The organism is Myxococcus hansupus, assembly GCF_000280925.3.
GTDB lineage: Bacteria > Myxococcota > Myxococcia > Myxococcales > Myxococcaceae > Myxococcus > Myxococcus hansupus.
Genome location: NZ_CP012109.1, coordinates 4,887,068 through 4,908,953, shown reverse-complemented (window position 1 = coordinate 4,908,953; position 21,886 = coordinate 4,887,068). Strand labels below are relative to the sequence as shown.

General features: G+C 69.3%; 14 protein-coding genes. 13 read left to right on the top strand and 1 reads right to left on the bottom strand.

All coding sequences use genetic code 11. From position 1 onward, the window contains the following. Positions 1–102: 102 nt before the first annotated feature. On the top strand, positions 103–1,302 hold the full coding sequence (locus tag A176_RS18840) for a cyclic nucleotide-binding domain-containing protein (RefSeq protein WP_021781603.1): 1,200 nt from the start codon (positions 103–105) through the stop codon (positions 1,300–1,302). A gap of 12 nt (positions 1,303–1,314) precedes the next feature. On the opposite strand, the gene A176_RS18835 is transcribed toward A176_RS18840, so the two are convergent. Next, the gene (locus A176_RS18835; protein ID WP_226993918.1) at positions 1,315–2,442 is read right to left on the bottom strand and encodes a PAS domain-containing sensor histidine kinase; all 1,128 of its coding nucleotides are present in this window, start codon (positions 2,440–2,442) and stop codon (positions 1,315–1,317) included. A gap of 244 nt (positions 2,443–2,686) precedes the next feature. On the opposite strand from A176_RS18835, the gene A176_RS18830 reads away from it, so the two are divergent. The 12 genes from A176_RS18830 to polA all read left to right on the top strand — a co-directional run bounded on the left by A176_RS18830 (position 2,687) and on the right by polA (position 21,853). After that, complete coding sequence (locus A176_RS18830; protein ID WP_044891016.1) at positions 2,687–5,014, top strand: serine/threonine protein kinase; 2,328 nt, start codon at positions 2,687–2,689, stop codon at positions 5,012–5,014. A 47-nt stretch (positions 5,015–5,061) separates the two neighbouring features. Next, a complete protein-coding gene (gene glyQ, locus A176_RS18825) occupies positions 5,062–6,054 on the top strand; it encodes a glycine--tRNA ligase subunit alpha (RefSeq protein ID WP_002640666.1) in 993 nt (330 codons plus the stop codon). Continuing rightward, positions 6,044–8,152, top strand: coding sequence for a glycine--tRNA ligase subunit beta (gene glyS / locus A176_RS18820; RefSeq protein WP_002640667.1), 2,109 nt, complete (start codon positions 6,044–6,046; stop codon positions 8,150–8,152). The genes glyQ and glyS overlap by 11 nt, the downstream gene beginning before the upstream one ends. 137 nt (positions 8,153–8,289) lie before the next feature. Then, positions 8,290–9,768: a YncE family protein gene (locus A176_RS18815; protein WP_002640668.1), complete on the top strand. Its 1,479-nt coding sequence runs from the start codon at positions 8,290–8,292 to the stop codon at positions 9,766–9,768. Beyond that, entirely contained in the window at positions 9,765–11,834 is a 2,070-nt protein-coding gene (locus A176_RS18810) for a hypothetical protein (RefSeq protein WP_002640669.1), read from the top strand. The genes A176_RS18815 and A176_RS18810 overlap by 4 nt, the downstream gene beginning before the upstream one ends. Before the next feature lie 63 nt (positions 11,835–11,897). Further along, positions 11,898–12,773, top strand: a complete 876-nt coding sequence (locus tag A176_RS18805) for an FHA domain-containing protein (RefSeq protein ID WP_002640670.1) — start codon at positions 11,898–11,900, stop codon at positions 12,771–12,773. 110 nt (positions 12,774–12,883) lie between these two features. Then, positions 12,884–13,420, top strand: coding sequence for an A24 family peptidase (locus A176_RS18800; RefSeq protein ID WP_044891018.1), 537 nt, complete (start codon positions 12,884–12,886; stop codon positions 13,418–13,420). 35 nt (positions 13,421–13,455) lie between these two features. After that, positions 13,456–14,904: a type II and III secretion system protein family protein gene (locus tag A176_RS18795; RefSeq protein WP_002640672.1), complete on the top strand. Its 1,449-nt coding sequence runs from the start codon at positions 13,456–13,458 to the stop codon at positions 14,902–14,904. A gap of 141 nt (positions 14,905–15,045) precedes the next feature. After that, positions 15,046–16,839 carry a TadA family conjugal transfer-associated ATPase gene (locus A176_RS18790; RefSeq protein WP_002640673.1) on the top strand — a complete coding sequence of 598 codons (1,794 nt, stop codon included), beginning with the start codon at positions 15,046–15,048 and terminating at the stop codon, positions 16,837–16,839. 9 nt (positions 16,840–16,848) lie between these two features. After that, a complete protein-coding gene (locus A176_RS40035; RefSeq protein WP_226993917.1) occupies positions 16,849–17,880 on the top strand; it encodes an FHA domain-containing protein in 1,032 nt (343 codons plus the stop codon). A gap of 77 nt (positions 17,881–17,957) precedes the next feature. Beyond that, positions 17,958–19,079 (top strand): hypothetical protein, encoded by a 1,122-nt coding sequence (locus A176_RS40030; RefSeq protein ID WP_226993916.1) that lies wholly within the window; start codon positions 17,958–17,960, stop codon positions 19,077–19,079. A gap of 44 nt (positions 19,080–19,123) precedes the next feature. Further along, positions 19,124–21,853 carry a DNA polymerase I gene (gene polA, locus A176_RS18780; protein WP_002640675.1) on the top strand — a complete coding sequence of 910 codons (2,730 nt, stop codon included), beginning with the start codon at positions 19,124–19,126 and terminating at the stop codon, positions 21,851–21,853. The last annotated feature ends 33 nt before the right edge of the window (positions 21,854–21,886 follow it).

Genomic DNA, 21,886 nt, shown 5'->3' with positions numbered 1-21,886 from the left:
TTCAATGCGAGTCTCTGGGGGCGAGGGGGGCAGGCCGGGAACGAGCGGTTTGAAGGCACCGCATCTATGCTGGCCGGTCTCACCCGAACGGGAGACCCAACAATGTCAGAGTCGGCAGGAGGCCAGGGCGAACAGGGCGGACGGATTCGCACGCCTGGCGAGGGGGCCCTGCGCGCGGTCAGGTCGCTGGTGGAGTTGGAGGACGCGGACCGGGCGGCGCAGATTTATGAAGAGATGGGCGATGCGCAGCGCGAACGCATCCGCCGCGAAGCCGAGCAGGGGCCGGCGAAGGAACGCCGGGGCTTCGTCGAGGTGTTGCGGCGCGCGCGCGACTTCCTGGGCGCCGCGAAGCTGATGGACGGGCAGGGCGAGGACGCCACCGCGGGCGACCTCTACTTCCAGAGTGGCAAATACATGGCCGCCGCGGAGAGCTACCTTCGCGCCGGTGAGCCCGAGCGCGCCGCCGCCGCCTTCGAGCGGGGTGGGGCGTTGGAGCGGGCCCTGACGATTTATCGCGAGCTGGGCGCGCGCGAGGCCATGGCGCAGTGCCTGGTCCGGCTGGACCGGTCCTTTGACGCCGCGGTGCTCTACCAGGAGCTGGGGCAGGCCCACGCGGAGGTGGAGGCGCTCGGGGGCGTGCGTCCGGATGACGACCGCTTCGTGGAGGCCGTGCTGCGCATCTGCCAGTTGCTGGATGCCGAGGGGTTCACCCACCGGGCGCTCGCGGTGCTCGCGGACGCGGTGAGCAGCTCCGACGTGGCGCGTGGACACCCGGACCTGGTGACGGAGAAGGCGCGGCTGCTTCGGCGCATGGGCATGGAGGCCGAGGCGGACGCGATGCTCACCCGTCGCGCGGCGGGTGCGACGGCGCCCGCGGCGAATGGCTATCGTTTCCTGAAGGCCATTCCGATTTTCGGGGAGCTCTCGCTGGAGGACATGAAGGACCTCTACCGGTTGGCGCGGCAGGTCATCATCGCGCCCGGCACGGTGCTGCTGGAGAAGGGGGCGCCAGGCGTGGGGCTCTTCGTGCTGATGGACGGCTCCGTGGAGGTCTTCAGTGGCCCGGAGGACGACGCCCGTCACCTCAACACGCTGGGGCCCGGCGCCTACCTGGGGGAGATCTCCCTGGTGCAGGACGGTCCCGTCTCCGCCCACGTCCGCGCGCGGACGTCCGTGCGCGCGCTGCGCATCAGCCGCGCGGACTTCGAACGCTACGTGGACACGCACGAGGCGGCGGCGCTGCGCATCTACCGCCTCTTCACCCAGAACCTGGCGGGCCGCGTCCGCGCGCTGAGCACGTGAAAGGCCCCCGGGCTAGATGGGGGCAAGCGGTAGCCGGACGCTGAACGTGCTCCCGTGGTCCAGCTCGCTGCGCACCTGGATGTCGCCGCCGTGGGCGGTGACGACCTGGTGCGCGATGTAGAGCCCCAGGCCCAGCCCGCCGTAGTTGCGGCCCGACACGGCGCGCATGAAGCGGTCGAAGACATGCGGCAGGGCGTCCTGTGCGATGCCGATGCCCTCGTCGCGGACGGTCAGCCGCGCCATGCCCGCCTCGGCGTGAAGGCTGACGTCCACCGGCTTGCCAGCGCCGTATTTGAGCGCGTTGGAGAGCAGGTTGGTCATCACCTGTTCGACGCGGCGCGCGTCCCAATCACCTCGCACCGGAGCGGGCGCATCCAGCCTCACGCTGCAACCGACCTGGGTCGCCTGGGGCAGATAACGGGCGACGACCTCCCGCAGCAGCGGGGTGAGGTCGGTGGGCGCACGCTCCAGCTTCATCTGGCCCACGGTGATGCGCGACACGTCGAGCAGGTCGTCGACGAGCTCCGCCAGCTTGCGCACCTGTCGCACGGCGACATCGAGGTCCCGGCTTACGCGCTCACTCGACACGGCGCCATTGGGCGCCTGGTCGATGGCGCGGCGCATGGCCGTCAGCTTCAAGTGAAGCGGCGTGAGCGGCGTTCGCAGCTCGTGCGAGGCCACGGACAGGAAGTCGTCCCGGATGCGCAGGGCTTCGCGCAGCCGCTCCATCTCCCGGCGCTCCTGGGCTTGATAGCGGGCCGTGAAGTCCCGGGTCACCTTTCCGAAGCCGCGCAGTTGGCCCGTCTCGTCGAGGAGGGCGGTGATGACGACGTTGGCCCAGAAGCGGCTGCCGTCCTTGCGCACCCGCCAGCCGTCCTCCTCGAAGCGGCCCTCGCGCGTCGCGACGTCGAGTCCTCGCTGGGGCTTGTTCGCCGCCACGGCCTCGGGTGGATAGAATCGGCTGAAGTGCTGTCCGACGATTTCCTCCGAGCGGTAGCCCTTGATGCGTTCGGCGCCGGGGTTCCAGCTCGCCACGTGGCCATGGAGGTCGAGCGTCAGGATGGCGTGGTCCGTCACGCACTCAATCAACAGCCGAAGTTGGTCCGCGGCGTCCTGCTTGGAATCGCTCGGCCCGGTCAATGCGTGGCTCTCTGCATTTCCTGGGCAACCCTTGATGTCTTCCATGGGACTCCTGCGTCAGCCTGCTCGATATGAGAACACGGGCTTCGATGCCACGGGGAAGCGTCCTGGGCACCCTTCAGCCAGCGGACACTCTGGCCGGGACACGGGCAGGCTGGCGGACCGCGCGCGTGGGACACCCAGGCGCGCTGTGACATCATTGAAGGTCGACGGGGACCCAGGCGGGGGCTAACATGCCTCGCGAATGTCCATGCAGGGTGGCGCCGTCGATGATCCCGACCGGGGGCGGCGGATCGGAAAGTACGAAATCCTCACGCGCCTCTCCATTGGAGGCATGGCGGAGCTTTTCCTCGCGTACACCTCGGGTCCCGGAGGGTTTCGCAAGTTCGTCGCGGTGAAGCAGATCCTCCCGGACATCAAGAAGGACGAGCAGTTCGTCCAGATGTTCCTGGACGAGGCGCGCATCACCGCGGCCTTCTCGCACGCGAACATCGGGCAGGTGTTCGACCTGGGCGAGGAGGACGGCGAGCTGTACCTCGCCATGGAGTTCCTGCCGGGGCAGAACCTGGAGCAGGTGGCCAAGGCCTCCAGCCGCCAGGGGTACCCGCTGCCGCTGGGCTTCGTCGGGCGGGTGATTCGCGATACCTGCCTGGGCCTGCACTACGCGCACCATTTCACGGACCCCTCGGGCCGTCCGGCGGTGGTGGTGCACCGCGACGTGTCGCCGAAGAACGTGATGCTCACCTACGACGGCGTCGTGAAGGTGATCGACTTCGGCATCGCCAAGGCGCGCGGGAGCCTGGGGCGCACGCAGGTGGGAACGGTGAAGGGGACCAGCGGCTACATGTCCCCGGAGCAGGTCCGGGGCGCGGCCACCCTGGATGGTCGCAGTGACCTGTTCTCCGTGGGCGTCATGATGCACGAGATGTTGTGCGGCCAGCGCCTGTTCAGCGGCCCGCACGAAGCGGCGGTGATGCTGCAAATCGTGGAGGCGGACATTCCGCCGCCGCGCAGCATCAACCCGGACGTGTCGGAGGCGCTCGAGGCCGTCGTGCTGCGGGCCCTGTCCCGGAACGTGTCCCAGCGCTTCACCAACTGCCGGGAAATGGCGCGCGCCATCGAGGCCGCGCTGGGCTCGGAGCTCTTCGACGAGGACGGCGTCTCCGCCGTCATGGGCGACCTGTTCGCCGACAAGCGCCAGAAGACGCGCACCTTGCTGGACCTGGCGAGCCGCGCGGAAGACGCACGGATCAGCGAGGTCGCCGGCGCGCTGCAACAGGACGAGGGCGCGGAGGGCGCGCCGACGTCCCAGATGCCCGCGCCCCGGGGCCGCGCTGTGCCGCAGGCTGGGGCCCGGTCTGGCGCTGGCAGTGCTCCCAAGGCCGCGCCGCAGCGCCGCACGGGCGAGGGTGTCACGCCGCGTGGTCAAGGCGGCGTGGGGCAGGGCAGCGCGCCCAAGCCGACGCCCCAACGCCGCGTGGCCGAGGCGGCCTCGTCGCGCACCCCGCGTGGCGCACAGGAGGCAGCCGCCGCGTCTCGCACGCCGCGCCCCCGCGCGGCAGCCCGGCAAGAGCCTCAAGAAGAGGCCGAGTCGTTCGACGAGCCGAGCGATACGCAGACCCAGCGGTTCCGTTCGCGGCCGCCGCGTCCTGGCGCGGAAGCCGCGCGGACCTCTCGGCCGGCTCGCGCCAATGCGCCCCCGCCCACGGATACGCCGGTGGAGACCCCCGTGGCTCGTCCGCCGTCGCGGTGGGCCGGGCGGTTGGTCACGCTGGTGGTGCTGGCCGGCCTGGGTTGGGCGGCGACGCTGCCCGCCGTGCGCGCGCAGCTCCAGCCGGCCTTCGATTCCGCCAAGGCCTGGGTGAAGGCGGAGTTGGATCCGCCCCCTGAATCGGATCCCGCGAACTCGCCGTGGCCGCCGCAGCAGGCCGGCCCGCCGCCGGGCTTCCCGCGCCCGGCCCAAGGAGCGCCTTCCGAACCGGTGGCGGACGCCGCGGCGCCCTCCGATGACGCCCCAACGGTGGGCGCCAACTCCGCGGAGGAGGACGCCCCCGAGGGGGGCGACAAGGCCCCGGAGGCCCCGAAGCCCGCGCGGAAGCCCAAGGAGGCCAGCTCTCCGGCCAAGGTGGCCGCCGCACCCAAGCCCGAGCCCAAGGCGGCCGTCGTCCCCGCCGCCGCGGCTGCGGTGGCCGAGCCGGCGCGGCCCCTCAACCGTGAGCCCCCGGCCCCGGCCGCCGCCCGTCCGGTGGCGGAGCCGGTGACCACGGTGACGCAGGAGCCGGAGGGCATGGCGGAGGTCCTGGATACCAGCACGGCGAAGGGCGCGGCCAAGGCCGGGCTCGGGTGGATTACCCTCTACACGGTGCCTCGCGCGGCCGTGTTCGACGGGGCCACGCAGCTCGGTACTTCGCCGCTGAAGAAGTTTCCCCTGCCCATCGGGGTCTACCGGCTCCGTGTGGTGGACCCGACGGACGTCGCGTCGGAGAGCCGGCTGCTGTCCGTGCCCATCAAGCCGGGCGAGGAGACGAAGCTTCAGATCCGGCTGGCGGATCTCCCACTGTACAAGGACTAAGCGCCGTCCTTGACGCTCCGGACCCCCGTCACTAGGGTCCGCGCGCTATGTATTTTCAGGACCTTATCTTCACGCTCCAGAAGCACTGGGCCGACCAGGGCTGCATCAACACGCAGCCTTACGATGTCGAGGTCGGCGCGGGCACGATGGCCCCGTATACCTTCCTGCGTGCCCTGGGCCCGGAGCCCTGGAACGTGGCGTACGTGCAGCCCTCGCGGCGCCCCGCGGACGGCCGGTTTGGCGAGAACCCCAACCGCCTGTTCCAGCACCACCAGTTCCAGGTCATCCTCAAGCCGGCGCCGAAGAACGTCCAGGAGCTGTACCTGGCGTCGCTGCGCAAGATTGGCATCGACCCGTTGGAGCACGACATCCGGTTCGTCGAGGACGACTGGGAGTCGCCCACGCTCGGCGCCTGGGGCCTGGGCTGGGAGGTCTGGTGCGACGGAATGGAGGTGACGCAGTTCACCTACTTCCAGCAGTGCGGCGGCTTCGACTGCAAGCCCGTCGCCGCGGAGCTCACCTACGGGCTCGAGCGCATCTGCATGTACCTGCAGAACGTGGAGAACGTCTTCGACATCGAGTGGGTCAAGGGCGTGAAGTACCGCGAGGTGTTCCACCCGAACGAGGTGGAGATGAGCAAGTACGCGCTCCAGGAGTCGGACGCGCAGATGCTCTTCGCGCTCTTCGATGCGTACGAGAAGGAGTGCAAGCGGCTCATCGAGCGGCAGTTGCCGCTGCCCGCGTATGACTTCGCGTTGAAGTGCTCGCACGCCTTCAACCTGCTGGACGCGCGCGGCGCCATCTCCGTCACGGAGCGCGCCAACTTCATCAAGCGCGTGCGCGACAACGCCAGGCTGTGCGCGGAGGGCTATCTCCAGATGCGTGAGCGGCTGGGCTACCCGCTGCTCAAGACGCCGTGGACGGTGGGGGAGCAGCCCCCGGTGTTGGAGGGCAAGCCGGCCAGCGACTACTGGAAGACGGTGGTCCTCAACAAGCCCGTGGAGAAGAAGCAGAAGGCGGAGGTGGGCCATGGCGCGTGATCTGCTCCTGGAAGTGGGCGCCGAGGAGATTCCGGCGTCGTTCATCGGGCCGGCGCTGGACGACCTCAAGCGCGTCATCACCGAGCGCATGGCGGAGGCCCGCCTCAAGCACGGTGAGGTGCGCACCTTCGGCACGCCGCGCAGGTTGGCGGTGTGGGTGAAGGACATCGCCGACGCGGGCGAGGACATCGTGAAGGAGGTGCTGGGGCCCAGCGCCAAGGCCGCCTTCGACGCGCAGGGCAAGCCCACCAAGGCGGCGGAGAAGTTCGCCGAGGGGCTCAAGCTCACGGTCGACCAGCTTGGCCGCGCCACCACGCCCAAGGGCGAGTACGTGTCCGCGCGCGTGGAGGAGAAGGGCCGCGTTGCGGCGGACATCCTGAAGGACGCGCTGCACGCCGCGGTGCATGGCATCAACTTCCGCAAGTCCATGCGGTGGGGTGACGTGGACATGTCCTTCGCCCGGCCGGTGCAGTGGCTGGTGGCGCTGCTCGGCGGGGACGTGCTGCCGGTGGTGTTCGGCGACGTGACGAGCGGCCGGTCCACGCGGGGCCACCGCTTCCTGGCTCCGGACGCCATCGAGCTGAAGGCGCCGGCGGACTACGAGGCGACGCTGGAGAAGGCGCACGTGGTTGCGGACATCGCCAAGCGCCGCGCGCAGTTGGTGGAGAAGGTGAAGGCGGCCGCGGCCAAGGCGGGCGTCCAGGTGCTGGAGGATGAGTCCCTGGTGGACCAGGTGACCAACCTGGTCGAGCTGCCGAGCCCGGTGGTGGGCACCTTCGAGGAGCGCCATCTGGACCTGCCCCCCGAGGTGCTGGTGCAGGAGATGAAGAGCCACCAGCGCTACTTCTCGCTGGTGGACGGCGCGGGCAAGCTGCAGCCGAAGTTCATCGCCGTGTCCAACACGCCGGTGCGCGACGAGCAGCTCAGCCTGCGCGGCTATCAGCGCGTGCTGCGCGCGCGGCTCGCGGACGGCCGCTTCTTCTTCGACGAGGACCGGAAGACGCCGCTCATCGACCGCGTGGAGAAGCTGGGCCGCGTGGTGTGGCAGGGGCAGCTCGGCAGCTACCTGGAGAAGGTGGAGCGCTTCCGCACGCTGGCGCTGTGGCTGGCGGAGCAGTCCGGGCGGGCAGGGGACGCGGCCACCATCGAGCGCGCCGCCACCCTGGCGAAGGCGGACCTCGTCACCGGCATGGTGGGCGAGTTCCCCGAACTCCAGGGCGTCATGGGCCGTGAGTATGCCCGCGCCGGCGGTGAGCCGGACGCGGTGGCCCTGGCCATCGCGGAGCACTACCTGCCGCGCGGCGCCGAGGACGCGCTGCCCACGCAGGACCCGGGCGCGTTCATTGGCATCGCGGACCGGCTGGACTCGCTGTGCGGCATCTTCGCCATCGGCAAGGCGCCCTCCGGCGCTGCGGACCCGTTCGCGCTGCGTCGCGCGTGCATCGCCATCATCCGGCTGGTGCTGGGCCGGGGCTACCGCTTCAGCCTGTCGGCCGCGGTGGACGAGTCGCTGCGGCTGCTGGCGCCGAAGATCGCCAACGCCAAGCGCAAGGCCGGCGAGCCCGCGCCGCGTGAGCAGGTACTGGAGTTCTTCCGCGGTCGCCTCAAGGCGCTGTGGGGCGAGCAGCACCGCACGGACGTCGTGGAGGCGGTGCTCGCCGCCGGCTTCGACGACCTGGTGGCCGCGCAGAAGCGGATGGAGGCGCTCAGCCTCATCGTCGGGCACGCGGACTTCCAGCCGCTGGCCGCGGCCTTCAAGCGCGTGGTCAACATCGTGGAGAAGCAGGGCCGCGACGTGCAGGGCGGGGAGACCAATCCCCAGAAGCTGGTGGACGAGCCCGAGCGGAACCTCCACGCGGCCTTCACCCAGGCCCGCGGCGCCGTGTCGGGTTTGGTGCGCTCGGACGACTACGCCGGGGCTCTCCGGGAAATCACCAGTCTCAAGCCCGCCGTGGACACCTTCTTCGACAAGGTGATGGTGATGGCCGAGGACAAGGCCCTGAGGGAAAACCGCATCCGCCTGCTGGTGGAGATTGGTGCCCTGTTCAATCAGGTGGCCGACTTCTCGAAGATCCAGGCCGAGACGGCCTCGGCCTGACGTCGGGCCTGGCTGCCCTCCGGGGGGAGAAGCACCCCGGGGGGCACGCCGACGTCGTACGCAAGGCGCACGGGAATGGCGCACCGCGTTTCCGGTTGCCCGGGGGGAGGCCCCTTCCTACACTCCGCCCCCCTCTGATGCGCGCCTACCTTCTTTCCTCCGCGTTGCTTCTCGTGTCGTGTGACATCGGCGTCGAGAGCAAGCCCCCGCCGTCTACCCGGCTCGTCTACCCCAGTGGACTTGCCTTCTGGCGCCCCGAAGCGGGTCCGTCCACCAACGGATTCCTCTACGTCGCGAGCGCCAACTTCGACAAGTGCTACGACTCAGGCTCGGTCATCGCACTGGACCTCGACGCGGTGGGGGTGCGGCCGTTCGGAGCGCCCTTCGACCCGTCGGAGAGTCTGCCCAACGACGTCACGTCGCTGGGGATTGGTTCCCAGTCCTACGTGCAGATCCAGAGCTTCGCCGGTGAGATGGCGATGTGGAGCCCGCCGGGGCGTCCACCCCGGCTGTTCGTTCCGTCGCGAGACGAGGGCAGCGTGCTGCACGCCGTCGACGTGGGGGCGGATGGCCTCACGCTGAGCTGCGTGCAGGGTGGCGACCGCGATTGCCGCGCCAACGCGCTGTCGCTGCTGGACGTGCCGGGTGCTTCGAACAACCTGCCTTCGGCGCCGGGCCCCCTGGGGGTGAGCGTGGCGGGGACGGGCGACGACGCCCGCGTCTGGGTGACGCACACCGAGCTGGCCGGTCCCCGGACGACCATCGCGGAGGCGGACCTGCGGGGCTACCTGCTCCACCTGCCGGCCGCGAACCCCACGCGCGACGCGCTGAACACCGATGAGTTCGTGGTGCTGGGCACCAACGATCGGCTCTCGGGCGTCGCGCACGCCACCGCCGTGGGCAGCCGGTACGTGTACGCGTCCGGGCGCAACTCCTCGTCGCCGCAGTTGGGCGCGCTGCCCGCGCGCTTCATCCTGCGCCTGGTGGACCGCGCCACGCCGGGCCGGGTGCTGGAGACCGACCTGGAGCTGACGTACTCGGTGCGTGAGGCCCGGGGCGTCGCGGTGGTGCCGTCGGCCGTTCGCATTCCGGACCCGGCCGCGCCGGAGAGCACCATCGTGGACGAGCGCGTGTACCTCCTGGCGCGCGGCCCGGACACGCTGCTCGTCCTGGACGTGTTGAACGCCGCGGGGACGGCGCCGGATGCGGGGACGAACCCCACCGTGCGCATCGTGTCGGCGCTGCCCGTGCCCGCGTCCGCCAGCGAGCTGGAAGTGATTCCGCGCGGCCCGGGCCGGGGAAACCTGGTGGCGGTGACGGGAAGCGGCGACGAGGCCGTGGCCATCTTCGACGAGGAGGTGGGCCAGCTCATCGCGCAGGTGCAGGTGGGCGACAACGACCCGAACAACCCCAGCCAGCCCTTCGGCCTGGCGTCGGATGTCCGGGGCAACTCCGCCCGCATCTTCGCCAGCACCTTCGGCGACGGCCGCGTGGCCATCATCGACATCCCCGACCTCGACCGGCCGCAGAACGCGCGGCTGGTGGCGAGGCTCGGCGCCCGGCAGGGGCGTGACCCGCGCCAGGGCACCAGCCTGTGCCAGGAGACCTCCCCGTGAAGCGCCGTCACCTCGTATCCCTCTTCGCGTTTGCTGGCCTGGCCGGTAGCTGCTCCGCGACCAACCTGACCACGGGCTTCGCCGGTCTGTCGGGCGCCTTCGACCTGACGATGACCAGCAATGATCTCGTCTTCGTCACGTCCTCGGACCGGGACGAGCTGCGCGTGCTCGACACGGCGGCGAATCCTCGCGCCTACGTGGCCGCGCCCAACCCGCTCCAGGCGCTCTCCATCCCCGTGTTGGACCGGCCGGACGCGCTCACGCGGGACGTCGGCTACGACGCGGACGGCAACGACGTTCCGGGCCCCTACATCTACGCGCGCAGCTCGGGCTCGCCGGAGATCTCCGTGGTGGCGTCGGCCCGCGAGCTGCTGCGGCAGGTCGTCCGTCTCCAGGCCGCCAGCATCGTCACCGCGTTCGCGTCGCGCTCCCCGGCCGCCAACTCGGGCGCGCCGAGCACGCTGTACTACGCCATCCAGGATCCGGACGGCATCTTCGACGCCGACACCGGCGGCGCCCGGATCATGCGGCAGGAGGTCCCCGGCCCCGACGCGCTCCTGGCGTCCGAGCCCGCGGCCGTGCCTCCCCCGGTGGCGGTGTTCTGCCTTCAGCCGGGCGAGTCGATTCTCTCGATGACGATGCTCGCGGGGCAGGGGCAGTTCGCGGTGGCCACGCGGCAGGCGTCGGGCCGGTCTGGCCGCACGCTGGTCGTTACCGACTCTGGCCCCGTGGCGGACTGCCTCCAGCCCTCCGTTCCGACGCTGGACGTGTCCGCGGGCTTTGGCAACGTGCCCGTGCGGCTCCTGGTGAGCCACCCGCGCGCGGCCATCCCCGATGAAGACCCCGTCAACGCGGGGCGCTACATCTTCGGCATCCGTGACGAGGCGGCCTGCGCCGCGGCCCGCGAGTGCTCCGGCGTGCTCGCGGTGGACCTCGAGTCGTCTCCGCCAGGGCAGACGGCCCGGGACCTCAGCGGCGCCCCGATGCTGCCCATCTTCCCCGCGGGAGGCCTGCCCACGGGGCTGGCGCTGGTTCCGGATGCGAGACTGCGCGTCGTCCAGGACGATGGCTCGGAGCTGTCCATCACGGTGCCGCTGCTGGGCGTCATGCCGTCGTCCAATGGCTACATCACGCTGTTCTCCGCCGCGGACCTGCGGCAGTTCGACCTTTCGGCCGCGACGGCGCGGTCCATCGTCGGGCTTCGCGACAGCAATGAAGTGCCGCTGACCATCGAGACCGCCAACCTGGTGACCGTCACGCAGGATCCGTCGCTCCAGTCCACGGTGCTCTACGAGGGCTCCGTGACCAACGGCTTCTACCGGATCATCTACCAGGGCGGCCTTCCGGGGCTGAGCAGCCTGGTCCGTGATCCGGAGGATCCCCGCCGCTTCGAGGCCGAGGCCAGCCTCGCCGCCAACGCCAGGGCAGGGGACATCATCGTCCTGGAGAGCTCGGATGCGCTGTGCGCCGTCGACCTGCCCATCGCGTCCGTGGAGCCCGTGCCGGGGACCTCCCGCTCGCGCTTCGTCGTGCCGGAGGCGCAGCAGATCCCCACGGAGTGCGCCAGCCTGACGCGCTTCACCGTGCGTGCGGGTGGTGAGCAGCCCTTCGTCCTCTTCAACGAGGGCGGCACCTTCCTGTCGCGGGATGTGACGGGGTCGTCCAGCTACAGCATCCCCACCGAGTATTACTTCCACCCGGCCGAGTTCTACATCGACGACGACGGCGACCCGGCGACGCCTCCGGTGCCCAACCTCAGCCGCTTCCCCCAGCCTCCGCCGCCGCTGCACATCCGGGTGACGGCGGTGGGCCGCGAGCTGCGCCGGGGTGACCGCTACGCGGTGACGGTGAGCTCCGGCATCCGGAACTACATCTTCACGCCGGACAACTCGGCGGGCACGGGCCTGTCGTTCTACACCCTGCCTGCAACGGTGGCGGCTTCCCAGAAGCGGAACACGAACCTCGCCTACATCGCTTACCCGTCGGCGGACGGCATCCTCCAACTCGGCCTGGAAGCCCTCTCCGACAACCGGGCGCAGTCCCTGGCACTGGTTCCCTTCGAGTAACTGGGCGGGAGTGGAGGCCTCTGCTATCGTCCGGGGCTTCCAGTTTCACGCGAGTCAAGACCGATGATCGATCAGAACTCCCGTCCCGCCCGCAAGGTCGGTATCGCCGACCACCTGTGGGAGACGTTCGAAGACATGGCCCAGCAGATGGGCTCGGATCGCGATGCGCTGATCAACCAGGCGCTCTTCATGTTCGCGCGTCTGAACGGCTTCCTCGAAGTGAGGTCCCGCTCCGACGCCGCCGTGGCGCCCGTGGCCGCCGCCGCCGCGCCCGCGCCGGTGAAGCCCGTGGCCGCCGCGCCGAGCCCTTCGCGGCCGGCTTCTCCGCCCGTGCTCGCGCCTGCCCCCAAGGCCGACGCGACCCCCGCCCCCGCGCGTCCGCCCGTGCGCTCCACGCCGGAGGAGCGCGCCTCCGCCAACGGCCTGGACAATGACCCGGTGCGTCGCGAGGTCGCCGAGCGCGTGCTGGAGACGGCCGCGGAGCTCGAGCGCCTCATCAAGGGGAAGAACAGCGAGCCGCCTCCTCCCGCCGACGACATGGTCGAGGACGAGGAGCCGCTGCCCGACGCCGAGGATCCGGGCCTCATGGACGAGGAGCCGCCCCCGGACGACCTGGAGGAGGAGCCCGCCGACGACCTCGCCGAGGAGGAAGAGGGGGGCGCCGCGCTGTACCTCGTCACCGAGTCGGGTGATCAGGAGCAGATCGTCAAGGATCGCTTCGTCATCGGCCGTGGCAAGCACTGCGACTTCGTCATCAACTCCGGCAAGGTCTCTCGAGAGCACGCCGTCATCGCCCGCGAGGGGGATGAATGGACCATCGAGGACCTCGGCTCGTCCAACGGGACCTGGTTCAACAAGCAGCGCATCAAGCGCCGCAAGGTCGAGGACGGGGACGAGTATTTCATCTGCAGCGAGAAAATCCGTCTCTTGCTCCGATAATTGCGTGACCCGAGCCCCGTCCCGCGGGGCTTCTGGTTGTTCGCCAATTGACGGGCTCCAGGCGTCCCTGGTTTGATACCGGACGCCTGCCGCGAAGAGGACAGGCGCTGATGACGCCTGTTCAAATCGCGCTTTGGATGGTTCTCGGAGTGGCCCTCGTGATCTCGGTGGTGACGGATGTGCTTCGCCGGGAGATCCTCGACGTGGTCACCTACCCGCTGATGGCGGTGGGGCTGGGCGTACGTCTCGCCACCGAGGGGGTGGGGGACCTGGAGAACGGCCTCATCAGCGGCCTGATTTCGGGGGTGGGGCTCGCGTTGCTGCTGCTGCCAGCGGCGCTGCGCGGGCGGATGGGGTGGGGCGACGTGAAGTTGATGGGCGGGGTGGGCGCCGTGCTGGGATTTCCGGCGGTGCTCGGGGCGGCGGCTTTCATTTCACTGGTGGGGGCGCTGCAGGCGGTGGTGACGCTGCTCTGGCAGGGCGCCGTCTGGGACACACTGGCGGCCGTGGTCCGCCGGTGGGCGGTGCGGGTCCGGTTGGCGAGCGCGGACGCGCAGCCAGCTCCCCAGCGCCACATTCCTTATGGAGTGGCCATCGCGCTCGGCACCTTCTGGGCGCTGTGGTGGCAGCACGGAACGTTGAGTTAGCTCGGACTTCTGGAAGAGAAGAGGGGACACGGACGATGTTCACACGCATCACGCATGCCGCGGCGCTTGGCGCCCTCATCGCAATGGTGGCTGGCGGCAATGCCCTGGCGCAGGATAACACCACCGTCAGCCTCGGCGTGGGCTCCCAGAAGGTGATCACCATTCCGGGTCTCAGCCGCGTCGCGCTCGGTGACCCGAGCATCGCGGACGTGAAGACGCTGGGCTCCGGTCAGCTTCTCATCACCGGTCAGGCCGAAGGCAAGACGACGCTGCTCGTCTGGAAGTCCTCGGGCCAGCGCGTCAGCTATCTGGTCGCGGTTCGCAAGCAGGACCCCAACGAGGTCATCACCGAGATCAAGCGGCTGCTCGGTGAAATCGAAGGTGTGTCCGTCCGCATGGTGGGAGATCGCATCTACCTGGACGGTCAGGCCTACACCACCCAGGACGCCGACCGCATCGAGCAGGTCGTGGGCCTCTACCCGAACGTGAAGTCGTTCGTGAAGATCGCCCCCAACGCCAAGAAGCTGGTGGCCCAGAACCTCAACGCGGCCTTCCAGAAGGCCGGCCTGAAGAACGTGCAGGCCAACGTGGTGGGCGCCACCATCTTCCTGGAGGGCTCCGTGGAGAGCCAGCAGGACCTCCAGAAGGCCGAGCTCATCACCAAGGCCATCGGTGAGAAGGTGGAGAACCTCCTCGTCGTCGGCATCAAGCGGATGATTCTCTCCGAGGTCCAGTTCGTGGAGATCCGCCGCAACAGCCGCGACCGCTACGGCATCCGGTACCCCACGGACATCACGGGCACCGCGCAGGCCGTCTCCACCATCACCCAGCAGCTCTTCCCCGCGACGTTCGGCCAGGGCATCGCCAACATCGGCATCAACGCCAGCGCGGACTTCTCCTTCGGCTTCCAGGGCAACGACGGTTACGGCCGCCTGCTCGCGCAGCCCAAGCTGGTGTGCGCCAGCGGTGAGAAGGCGGAGTTCCTCGCCGGCGGCGAGGTGCCCATCCCGCTCATCACCAACAACCAGTTCACGGTCGAGTTCAAAAAGTACGGCGTCATCCTGAACCTGCGCCCCACCGCGGACCGCAACGGCAACATCCAGACGGAGATCGAGGCGGAGGCGTCCGAAATCGACACGTCCGTGGCGGTGTCCTTCGGTGGCTCGGCCTCCATCCCGGGCTTCCGCACCCGCCGGGTGAAGACGAACGTCACCGTGCGCCACGGTGAGACCATCGTCCTCTCCGGCGTGTTCAGCCACGACGAGCAGAAGTCGGTGTCCAAGCTGCCGGGCCTGGGTCACATCCCCATCATCGGTGAGCTCTTCAAGAGCCGCGGCTTCGACTCCACCAAGCGCGAGCTGGTGATTTTCGTCACCCCGCGCATCGTGAACCCGGACTCCGACAAGGTCCGGACCATCATCGAGGACGTGAAGAGCCGCTACAAGCAGGCCCGGTCCGAGGTGAACTTCAACATCTTCGACTGAGGCGGGCGCCTCCTGGCGCTGCCTTCACGGGCCGGCCGCCACCCTTTCAGGGGTGGTTGCCGGCCCGTCGCCTTGCGGGCAAGCGAGCAACCCGGTTCTCACGCTTTGAGTACGAAGGGGGGCTTGCTAGCATCCGTCCCCATGTTTCTCATCACCCTCGCGGAAAAGGGCGGCGGGACCGAGCAGCGCGAGTACCACAAGAATGAAGTCACCATCGGCCGTCTGCCGGGCAATGACATCATCCTCGCGAAGGGCAACGTCTCCAAGTACCACTCGCGAATCGTCGCCAAGGACGGGAAGTTCATCATCGTGGACATGAAGTCCACGAACGGCACGTTCGTGAACGGCAAGAAGATTGCCGCGCCTCAGGTCCTCAAACCGACCGATCAGGTCTACATCGGCGATTACATCCTCAACGTGGAGGGGCTCGAAGACGAGGGCCCCGTGATGACCCGCGCGGGTCAGCCCGAGGAGGAGTACTACGACGAGCAGGGCGAGGAAGGGCCCTACGAGGACGAGGAGGGCCCCTACGAGGACGAGGAGGGCCCCTACGAGGAGGAGGAGCCGGAGCCGGCGCCGCCCCCCGCGGTCAAGAGCAACATGCCCGCGTCGCTGGCCTCCGCGCTGGCGAAGAACAAGCGCAAGGTGGACCCCCGGCAGGAGCGCTACACGCGCCTGCAGAAGGAGATCCACGACCGCCTCATCGAGTACCTCGACCTGCGCCGGATGGACATGGACCGGCTCGGCGACGACGAGCTGTGGCGGCGCACGGAAAAGGCCATCCGCGACATCATCGACCAGATGGAAGCGGACGGTGAGCTTCCGGAGGACGTGGACCGCGAGGAGCTGCTCACCGACGTCATCAACGAGGCGCTGGGCCTGGGGCCCCTCGAGGCGTTCCTCGCGTCGGATGACATCAGTGAGATCATGGTGAACCACGCCAACCAGATCTACATCGAGCGCAAGGGCAAGCTGACCCTGTCGGAGAAGACGTTCTCCTCCAACCAGGCGGTGCTCGGCGTCATCGAGCGCATCGTGGCGCCCATCGGTCGCCGCATCGACGAGTCCAGCCCGCTGGTGGACGCGCGCCTCAAGGACGGCAGCCGCGTCAACGCCATCATCCCGCCGCTGGCGCTGAAGGGTCCCTGCATCACCATCCGCAAGTTCAAGAAGGACTCGCTGAAGATCGCGGACCTCATCAAGTACAAGACCGTCACCGCGCAGATGGCCGAGTTCCTGGAGATGTGCGTCACCGCCCGGCGCAACATCGTCATCTCCGGCGGAACCGGTTCCGGGAAGACGACGACGCTGAACATCATCAGCTCGTTCATCCCGGAGGGTGAGCGCATCATCACCGTGGAGGACGCCGCCGAGCTGCAGCTCCCCCAGGACCACTGGGTGCAGTTGGAGAGCCGGCCTCCCAACCTGGAAGGCAAGGGCGCCATCACCATCCGTGAGCTGGTGAAGAACTGCCTGCGCATGCGGCCCGACCGCATCGTCGTCGGTGAGTGCCGCTCCGGTGAGACGCTGGACATGCTCCAGGCCATGAACACGGGCCACGACGGCTCGCTCACCACGCTGCACGCGAACACGCCGCGTGACGCCATCGCCCGCCTGGAGACGATGGTGCTCATGTCCGGCATGGACCTGCCGGTGAAGGCCATCCGCGAGCAGATCGCCAGCGCGGTGCACATGATCGTGCAGCAGACGCGCTTCTCCGACGGTACGCGGAAGATCTGCTACATCACGGAGGTGTCCGGCATGGAGGTCGACATCGTGACCCTCCAGGACATCTTCTACTTCAAGCAGGATGGCTTCACGGAAGACCACAAGGTCCGTGGCCGCTACGTCGCCTCCGGCTTCGTGCCGAAGTTCTACGACGAGCTCCAGCGCAAGGGCATCCCCGTCAACATGAGCATCTTCCGCGAGGAGTGACGCGTCCCCATGGCCACTCTGGTCGTCCGTCTGCCTGACGGTACTGAGAACGAATACGCCATCACTGGCGAGCTGAAGCTGGGCCGCCAGCAAGGCTGCGACATCCTCCTCACCGAAGGCGGTGTGTCGCGTACGCACGCGCGCGTCTTCGAGGAGGGCGGTACCGTCTTCATCGATGACGTGGGCAGCGCGAACGGCACGTTCGTGGATGGCAAGCGCATCATGGAGCCCACCGCGCTGACGCCTCAGTCGGAGGTGCTGCTCGGGGACTACACCCTCACCCTCAAGGCCGCCGCGGTCCGGGGCTCGGGGGCGCGGCGCGCGGCGAAGCCCGCGGCGGGGGGCGATGACGCCATGCCCGTGGGCGGCGAGGGCGCGGGCCCTCGCGCTACCCGGGCCATGCCCAGCATCAAGAAGTCGCCGGGCGGGGCGAAGGGAGGCGGCGCCGGGGCGGAGCTCGCGAAGCGTCCGCGTCCAGCGCGCTCCCCGGCCGCGGGCGGCGCCCGTCCGGAGCCGACCGCCAGCGGGCCTTCGCTGCGCGGCATGGTGGGGCCATGGGCGGGGCAGACGTATCCCCTCAAGGGCAAGGTCATCGTGGGCCGTCAGCCGCCCGCGTCCATCCAGTTGGATGATGACTCGGTCAGCCGTCGGCACGCGGAGCTCGAGGTCACCCGCGATGGCGTGATGGTGAAGGACCTGGGCAGCGCCAACGGGACGCTGCTCAACGGCGAGCCCCTGGACCAGACGCCAGTGCCCCTGGAGCCCGGGGATCTGCTCCAGTTCGGCGTGGTGGAGATGTCGTTCGAGGAGGACGCATCCGCGGCGCCGGCGCGTCGTGGCCCGGGAGCGGCGCGAGGCGGCGACGTGGAGGTCGACCCGGCCGAGAAGCGCAAGAAGCTCATCATGGTGGCGGCGGCGCTCGTGGGCGTGCTGCTGATGGTGGGGATGGTGTCGTCCATCTTCAGCCCTCCGCCGGCGGACCTCCCCCCCCGGGTGTCGTCAGCCAGGCGGACCAGGCGCAGAAGATCCAGGAGCTGCTGAGCGAGTGCCGCTCCTACGCGTCCAGCGAGCTGGGCGCGCCGAACTGGGACAAGGCCAACGAGGTCTGCACCCAGGCGTTGGACCTGGACCCCATTCACCCGGAGGCGAACACCCTCATCCGGCGCATCAAGCTGGAGAAGGAGTCCTTCGACTACTACTCGCAGGGTGAGCGGCTGCTGCAGCGCCTCAAGCCGGAAGAGGCCCTGGAGTCGTTCCGGAAGATCCAGAAGGAGAGCGAGTACTTCCGCCGGGCCCGCGCCAAGGCGCGCGAGGCCGCCGACGCGGTGACCAAGCGCGCGCAGGAGGACTGCAAGCTGTACCTGCGCGACTCGCAGTGGAGCGCCGCGGTGTCTCGCTGCGGGGTGTACATGGCGGTGTGGTGCCAGTCCGTCCCGCGCGACGACCTGCAGCCGCCCCTGGGCTTCACGCTGAAGCTGGAGGGCCGCCTGCGCCGCAACGAGTGGCGGCCCAAGGAACCGATGTTCGTGAAGTTCCTCATCGCGCGGCAGAAGATGGACCCCAACGCGGCGCCGTGGGTGTGCCCGGTGGCGGAGGTGCTCGCCGGTGACGAGCGTGCCGTGGATCCGCGCACCATCATCGCGGAGGCGGCGAAGAAGCGTTATCCCAACAAGCTGATGCAGGCCGCGCTGCTGGATTACTGGGGCGGCCGTGGCAGCGAAGCGCTGGCGACGATGCAGAAGCTGCGCGCCAACTACGAGGCCGCGCAGTACCACGCCCAGGCGGACGAGCTGATGAAGAGCATGTCCACGGTGGATCAGCTCTTCAAGGCGGGCCAGAGCTACCTGGCCGCGGAGGACCCGGAGAAGGCCGCCGAGCCCTTCCGGGAGGCGCTGGCCACCGACAAGATGCTCATGCAGGAGCTGGCCGAGGCCAAGCCGTCGTTCTACCGGCGCAACATCCTCCAGGACTTCGCGGAGAAGTCCTACCAGCGCGGCAAGCACTGGGCGGACCGCGAGGACCGCCGCCGCGCGTGCCGCGTGTGGAAGCTGGGCTTCAGCTTCTACGCGGGCAATCCGAACCTCAACAAGGCGGCGGCCTTCTGCTCCACGCGGGCCCTGGAGGCGTTCCGGGCGTCGAGCACCTGCAACGACATGGCGGTGCCGCTCGACTACGCCGTCAAGGGTGACGGCGTGGAGGAGATGGTCGTCGCGAAGAAGGCGGAGCTGGGCTGCAAGTAGCGCCCGTCATGGACAGGGCGGGGCGGGCGCGCTAGGCACGGGGCATGGTCGACACCAGCCCCTCGCGCTCCGCGCCCACCCTGGTCCTCATCGACGCTTCGGGTTTCATCTTCCGCGCGTACCACGCCATTCCTCCGCTCACGACGAGCAAGGGCGTGCAGACCAACGCGGTGCTGGGCTTCACGCGCATGGTGCTCAAGGCCCTGCGCGAGCTGAAGCCCTCGCATGTGGCGCTCGCCTTCGACAAGGAGAGCCGCACCGAGCGCCAGAAGATTGACCCCACCTACAAGGCGAACCGCGAGGGTCCTCCCGAGGACCTCATCCCGCAGTTCGCCCTCATCCGCCGCGTGGTGGAAGCCATCAACGTGCCCGTGTTGGAGGTCGCCGGCTGGGAAGCCGACGACGTCATTGGCACGCTGGCCGTGAAGGCGAAGCAGGAGGGCTTCTGCGTCCAGGTCGTCACGGGCGACAAGGACTTCGTCCAGATTGTCGACGACGACGTGCGCCTGTACGACCCGATGAAGGACGTGCACACGCTGCCCGCGGACGTGAAGGCGCGGCTGGGCATCGAGCCGGGGCAGATGCGCGACTACCTGGCCCTCATCGGTGACGCGGTGGACAACGTCCCCAAGGTGCCGGGCATTGGCCCGAAGACGGCCACGGAACTCATCCAGCAGTTCGGCAACGTGGAGACGTTGCTGGAGCGCCTGGAGGAAGTGAAGAAGCCGAAGATTCGGGAGAACATCGCCTCCCACCGCGAGAGCCTCCTTCGCGCCAAGCAGCTCGTCACCTTCAAGACGGACCTGCCGTTGGACGTGGGCATGGCGGACCTGGCCCGCAGGCCGCTGGACGCGCAGCGCTCGCGCGAGCTCTTCACGGAGCTGGAGTTCTTCGCGCTCCTCAAGGAGCTGCCGGCGCAGGACGGCGCCGCGGCGGGCGCGCCCGAGGTGGCGAAGGAGAAGCCCGCGCCGCTGACGGTGACGCCGCGCCTGGTGGGCACGGAGGAGGAGCTTGCACCCCTGGCCAACGCCGTGCGCGAGGCGGGCGCCGTCAGCCTGATTCCCGCGTACGAGGGCGCGCCCTTCGGCGCGAAGCTGGTGGGACTGGCGCTCGCGCTGCCGGATGGGCAGACGGCGTACGTGCCCCTGCGGCATGCGCAGTTGGGCGTGACGCAGGTGAAGCCGGACGCCTTCACCACGGCCTTCCGCGCCGTGCTGGAGGACGCGGCGGTGAAGAAGGGCGGCCATGACCTCAAGGCGCTCTCCCTGGTGCTGGCCAATGACGGCATCACCCTGCGGGGCGCGCACGACGACGTGGAGCTGCTGAGTTACCTGCTCAACCCGTCGCGCCGCGAGCACGCGCTGGTGGACCTGTCGCGGGAGCGGCTGTTCACGGAGCTGCCGCCGCTGCCAGCCGCCGCGGAGGGCAAGCGCGGCAAGAAGGACCGCGCCCTGGCGGACCACACGGTGGAGGAGGTGGCCACCGGCTTCGCCATCCGCGCCGAGGCCGCGCGCCGGCTGGCCCCCGAGCTGTGGAAGGAGCTGGAGGTCGCGAAGCTGGCGGACCTGGCCCGGGACTTGGAACTGCCGCTCTTGCCGCTGCTCGCGCAGATGGAGCAGCGGGGCGTGTTGCTCGACACCGCGGAGCTGTCGCGCACGTCCGTGAAGGTGGACGCGGCCGTCGAGACGCAGGTGAAGGAGGTCTACCGGCACGCGGGGCGCGAGTTCAACATCGGCTCCAACCCCCAGTTGGTCGACGTGCTCTTCAACGAGCTGAAGCTGCCCATCATCAAGAAGGGGAAGACGGGCCCCTCGGCGGACCAGGAGGTGCTGGAGAAGCTGTCCGAGGAGCACCCGCTGCCGGGCGCCATCATCGAGTACCGCAGCCTGTCCAAGCTGAAGAGCACCTACCTGGACACGTTGCCCACGCTGGTGGCCGCCGACGGGCGCATCCACACGACGTATCACCAGGCGGCGACCGCCACCGGGCGCCTGTCCTCCACCGACCCGAACCTCCAGAACATCCCCGTCCGCACGGAGCTGGGCCGCGAAATCCGCCGGGCCTTCGTGGCCGCGGAGGGGCACCAGTTGGTGAGCGCCGACTACAGCCAGGTGGAGCTGCGGCTGCTGGCCCACATCGCGGACGACGCGGTGCTCATCGAGGCCTTCCGCCACGACGAGGACATCCACACCCGCACCGCCGCGGAAGTCTTCGGCGTGCCCACCGACAAGGTGGACCGGGAGCAGCGGCGCGTCGCGAAGATGGTGAACTTCGGCATCGCGTACGGCCTGTCGCCGCACGGCCTGTCAGCGCGGCTGGGCATCGCGCAGGACGTGGCCCGCGACATCATCGAGCGGTACTTCATCCGCTACGCGGGCATCAAACGCTACCTGGAGGAGACCGTCTCCGTGGCGCGCAAGACGGGCTACGTGGAGACGCTCTACGGCCGCCGCCGGTACATGGCGGACTTGAACTCGAAGAACCGCGGCGTGGCCCAGGCCGCCGAGCGCGCCGCCATCAACATGCCCATCCAGGGCACGGCCGCGGACCTCATCAAGAAGGCGATGCTCGCGGTGGACGCGGCGCTGACGGCCCAGAAGCTGCGCACCCGGATGCTGCTCCAGGTGCACGACGAACTCCTCTTCGAGGCCCCCGACGCGGAGGTCGAACAGGTGAAGGCGCTGGCCGTGCAGGCGATGTCGTCGGTGGCGGACCTGAAGGTGCCGCTCAAGGTGGACGTGGGCGCGGGCCGGAGCTGGGCGGACGCGCACTGACGCTCCAAAAAAGACGGGAGGAGCGCCCACCCC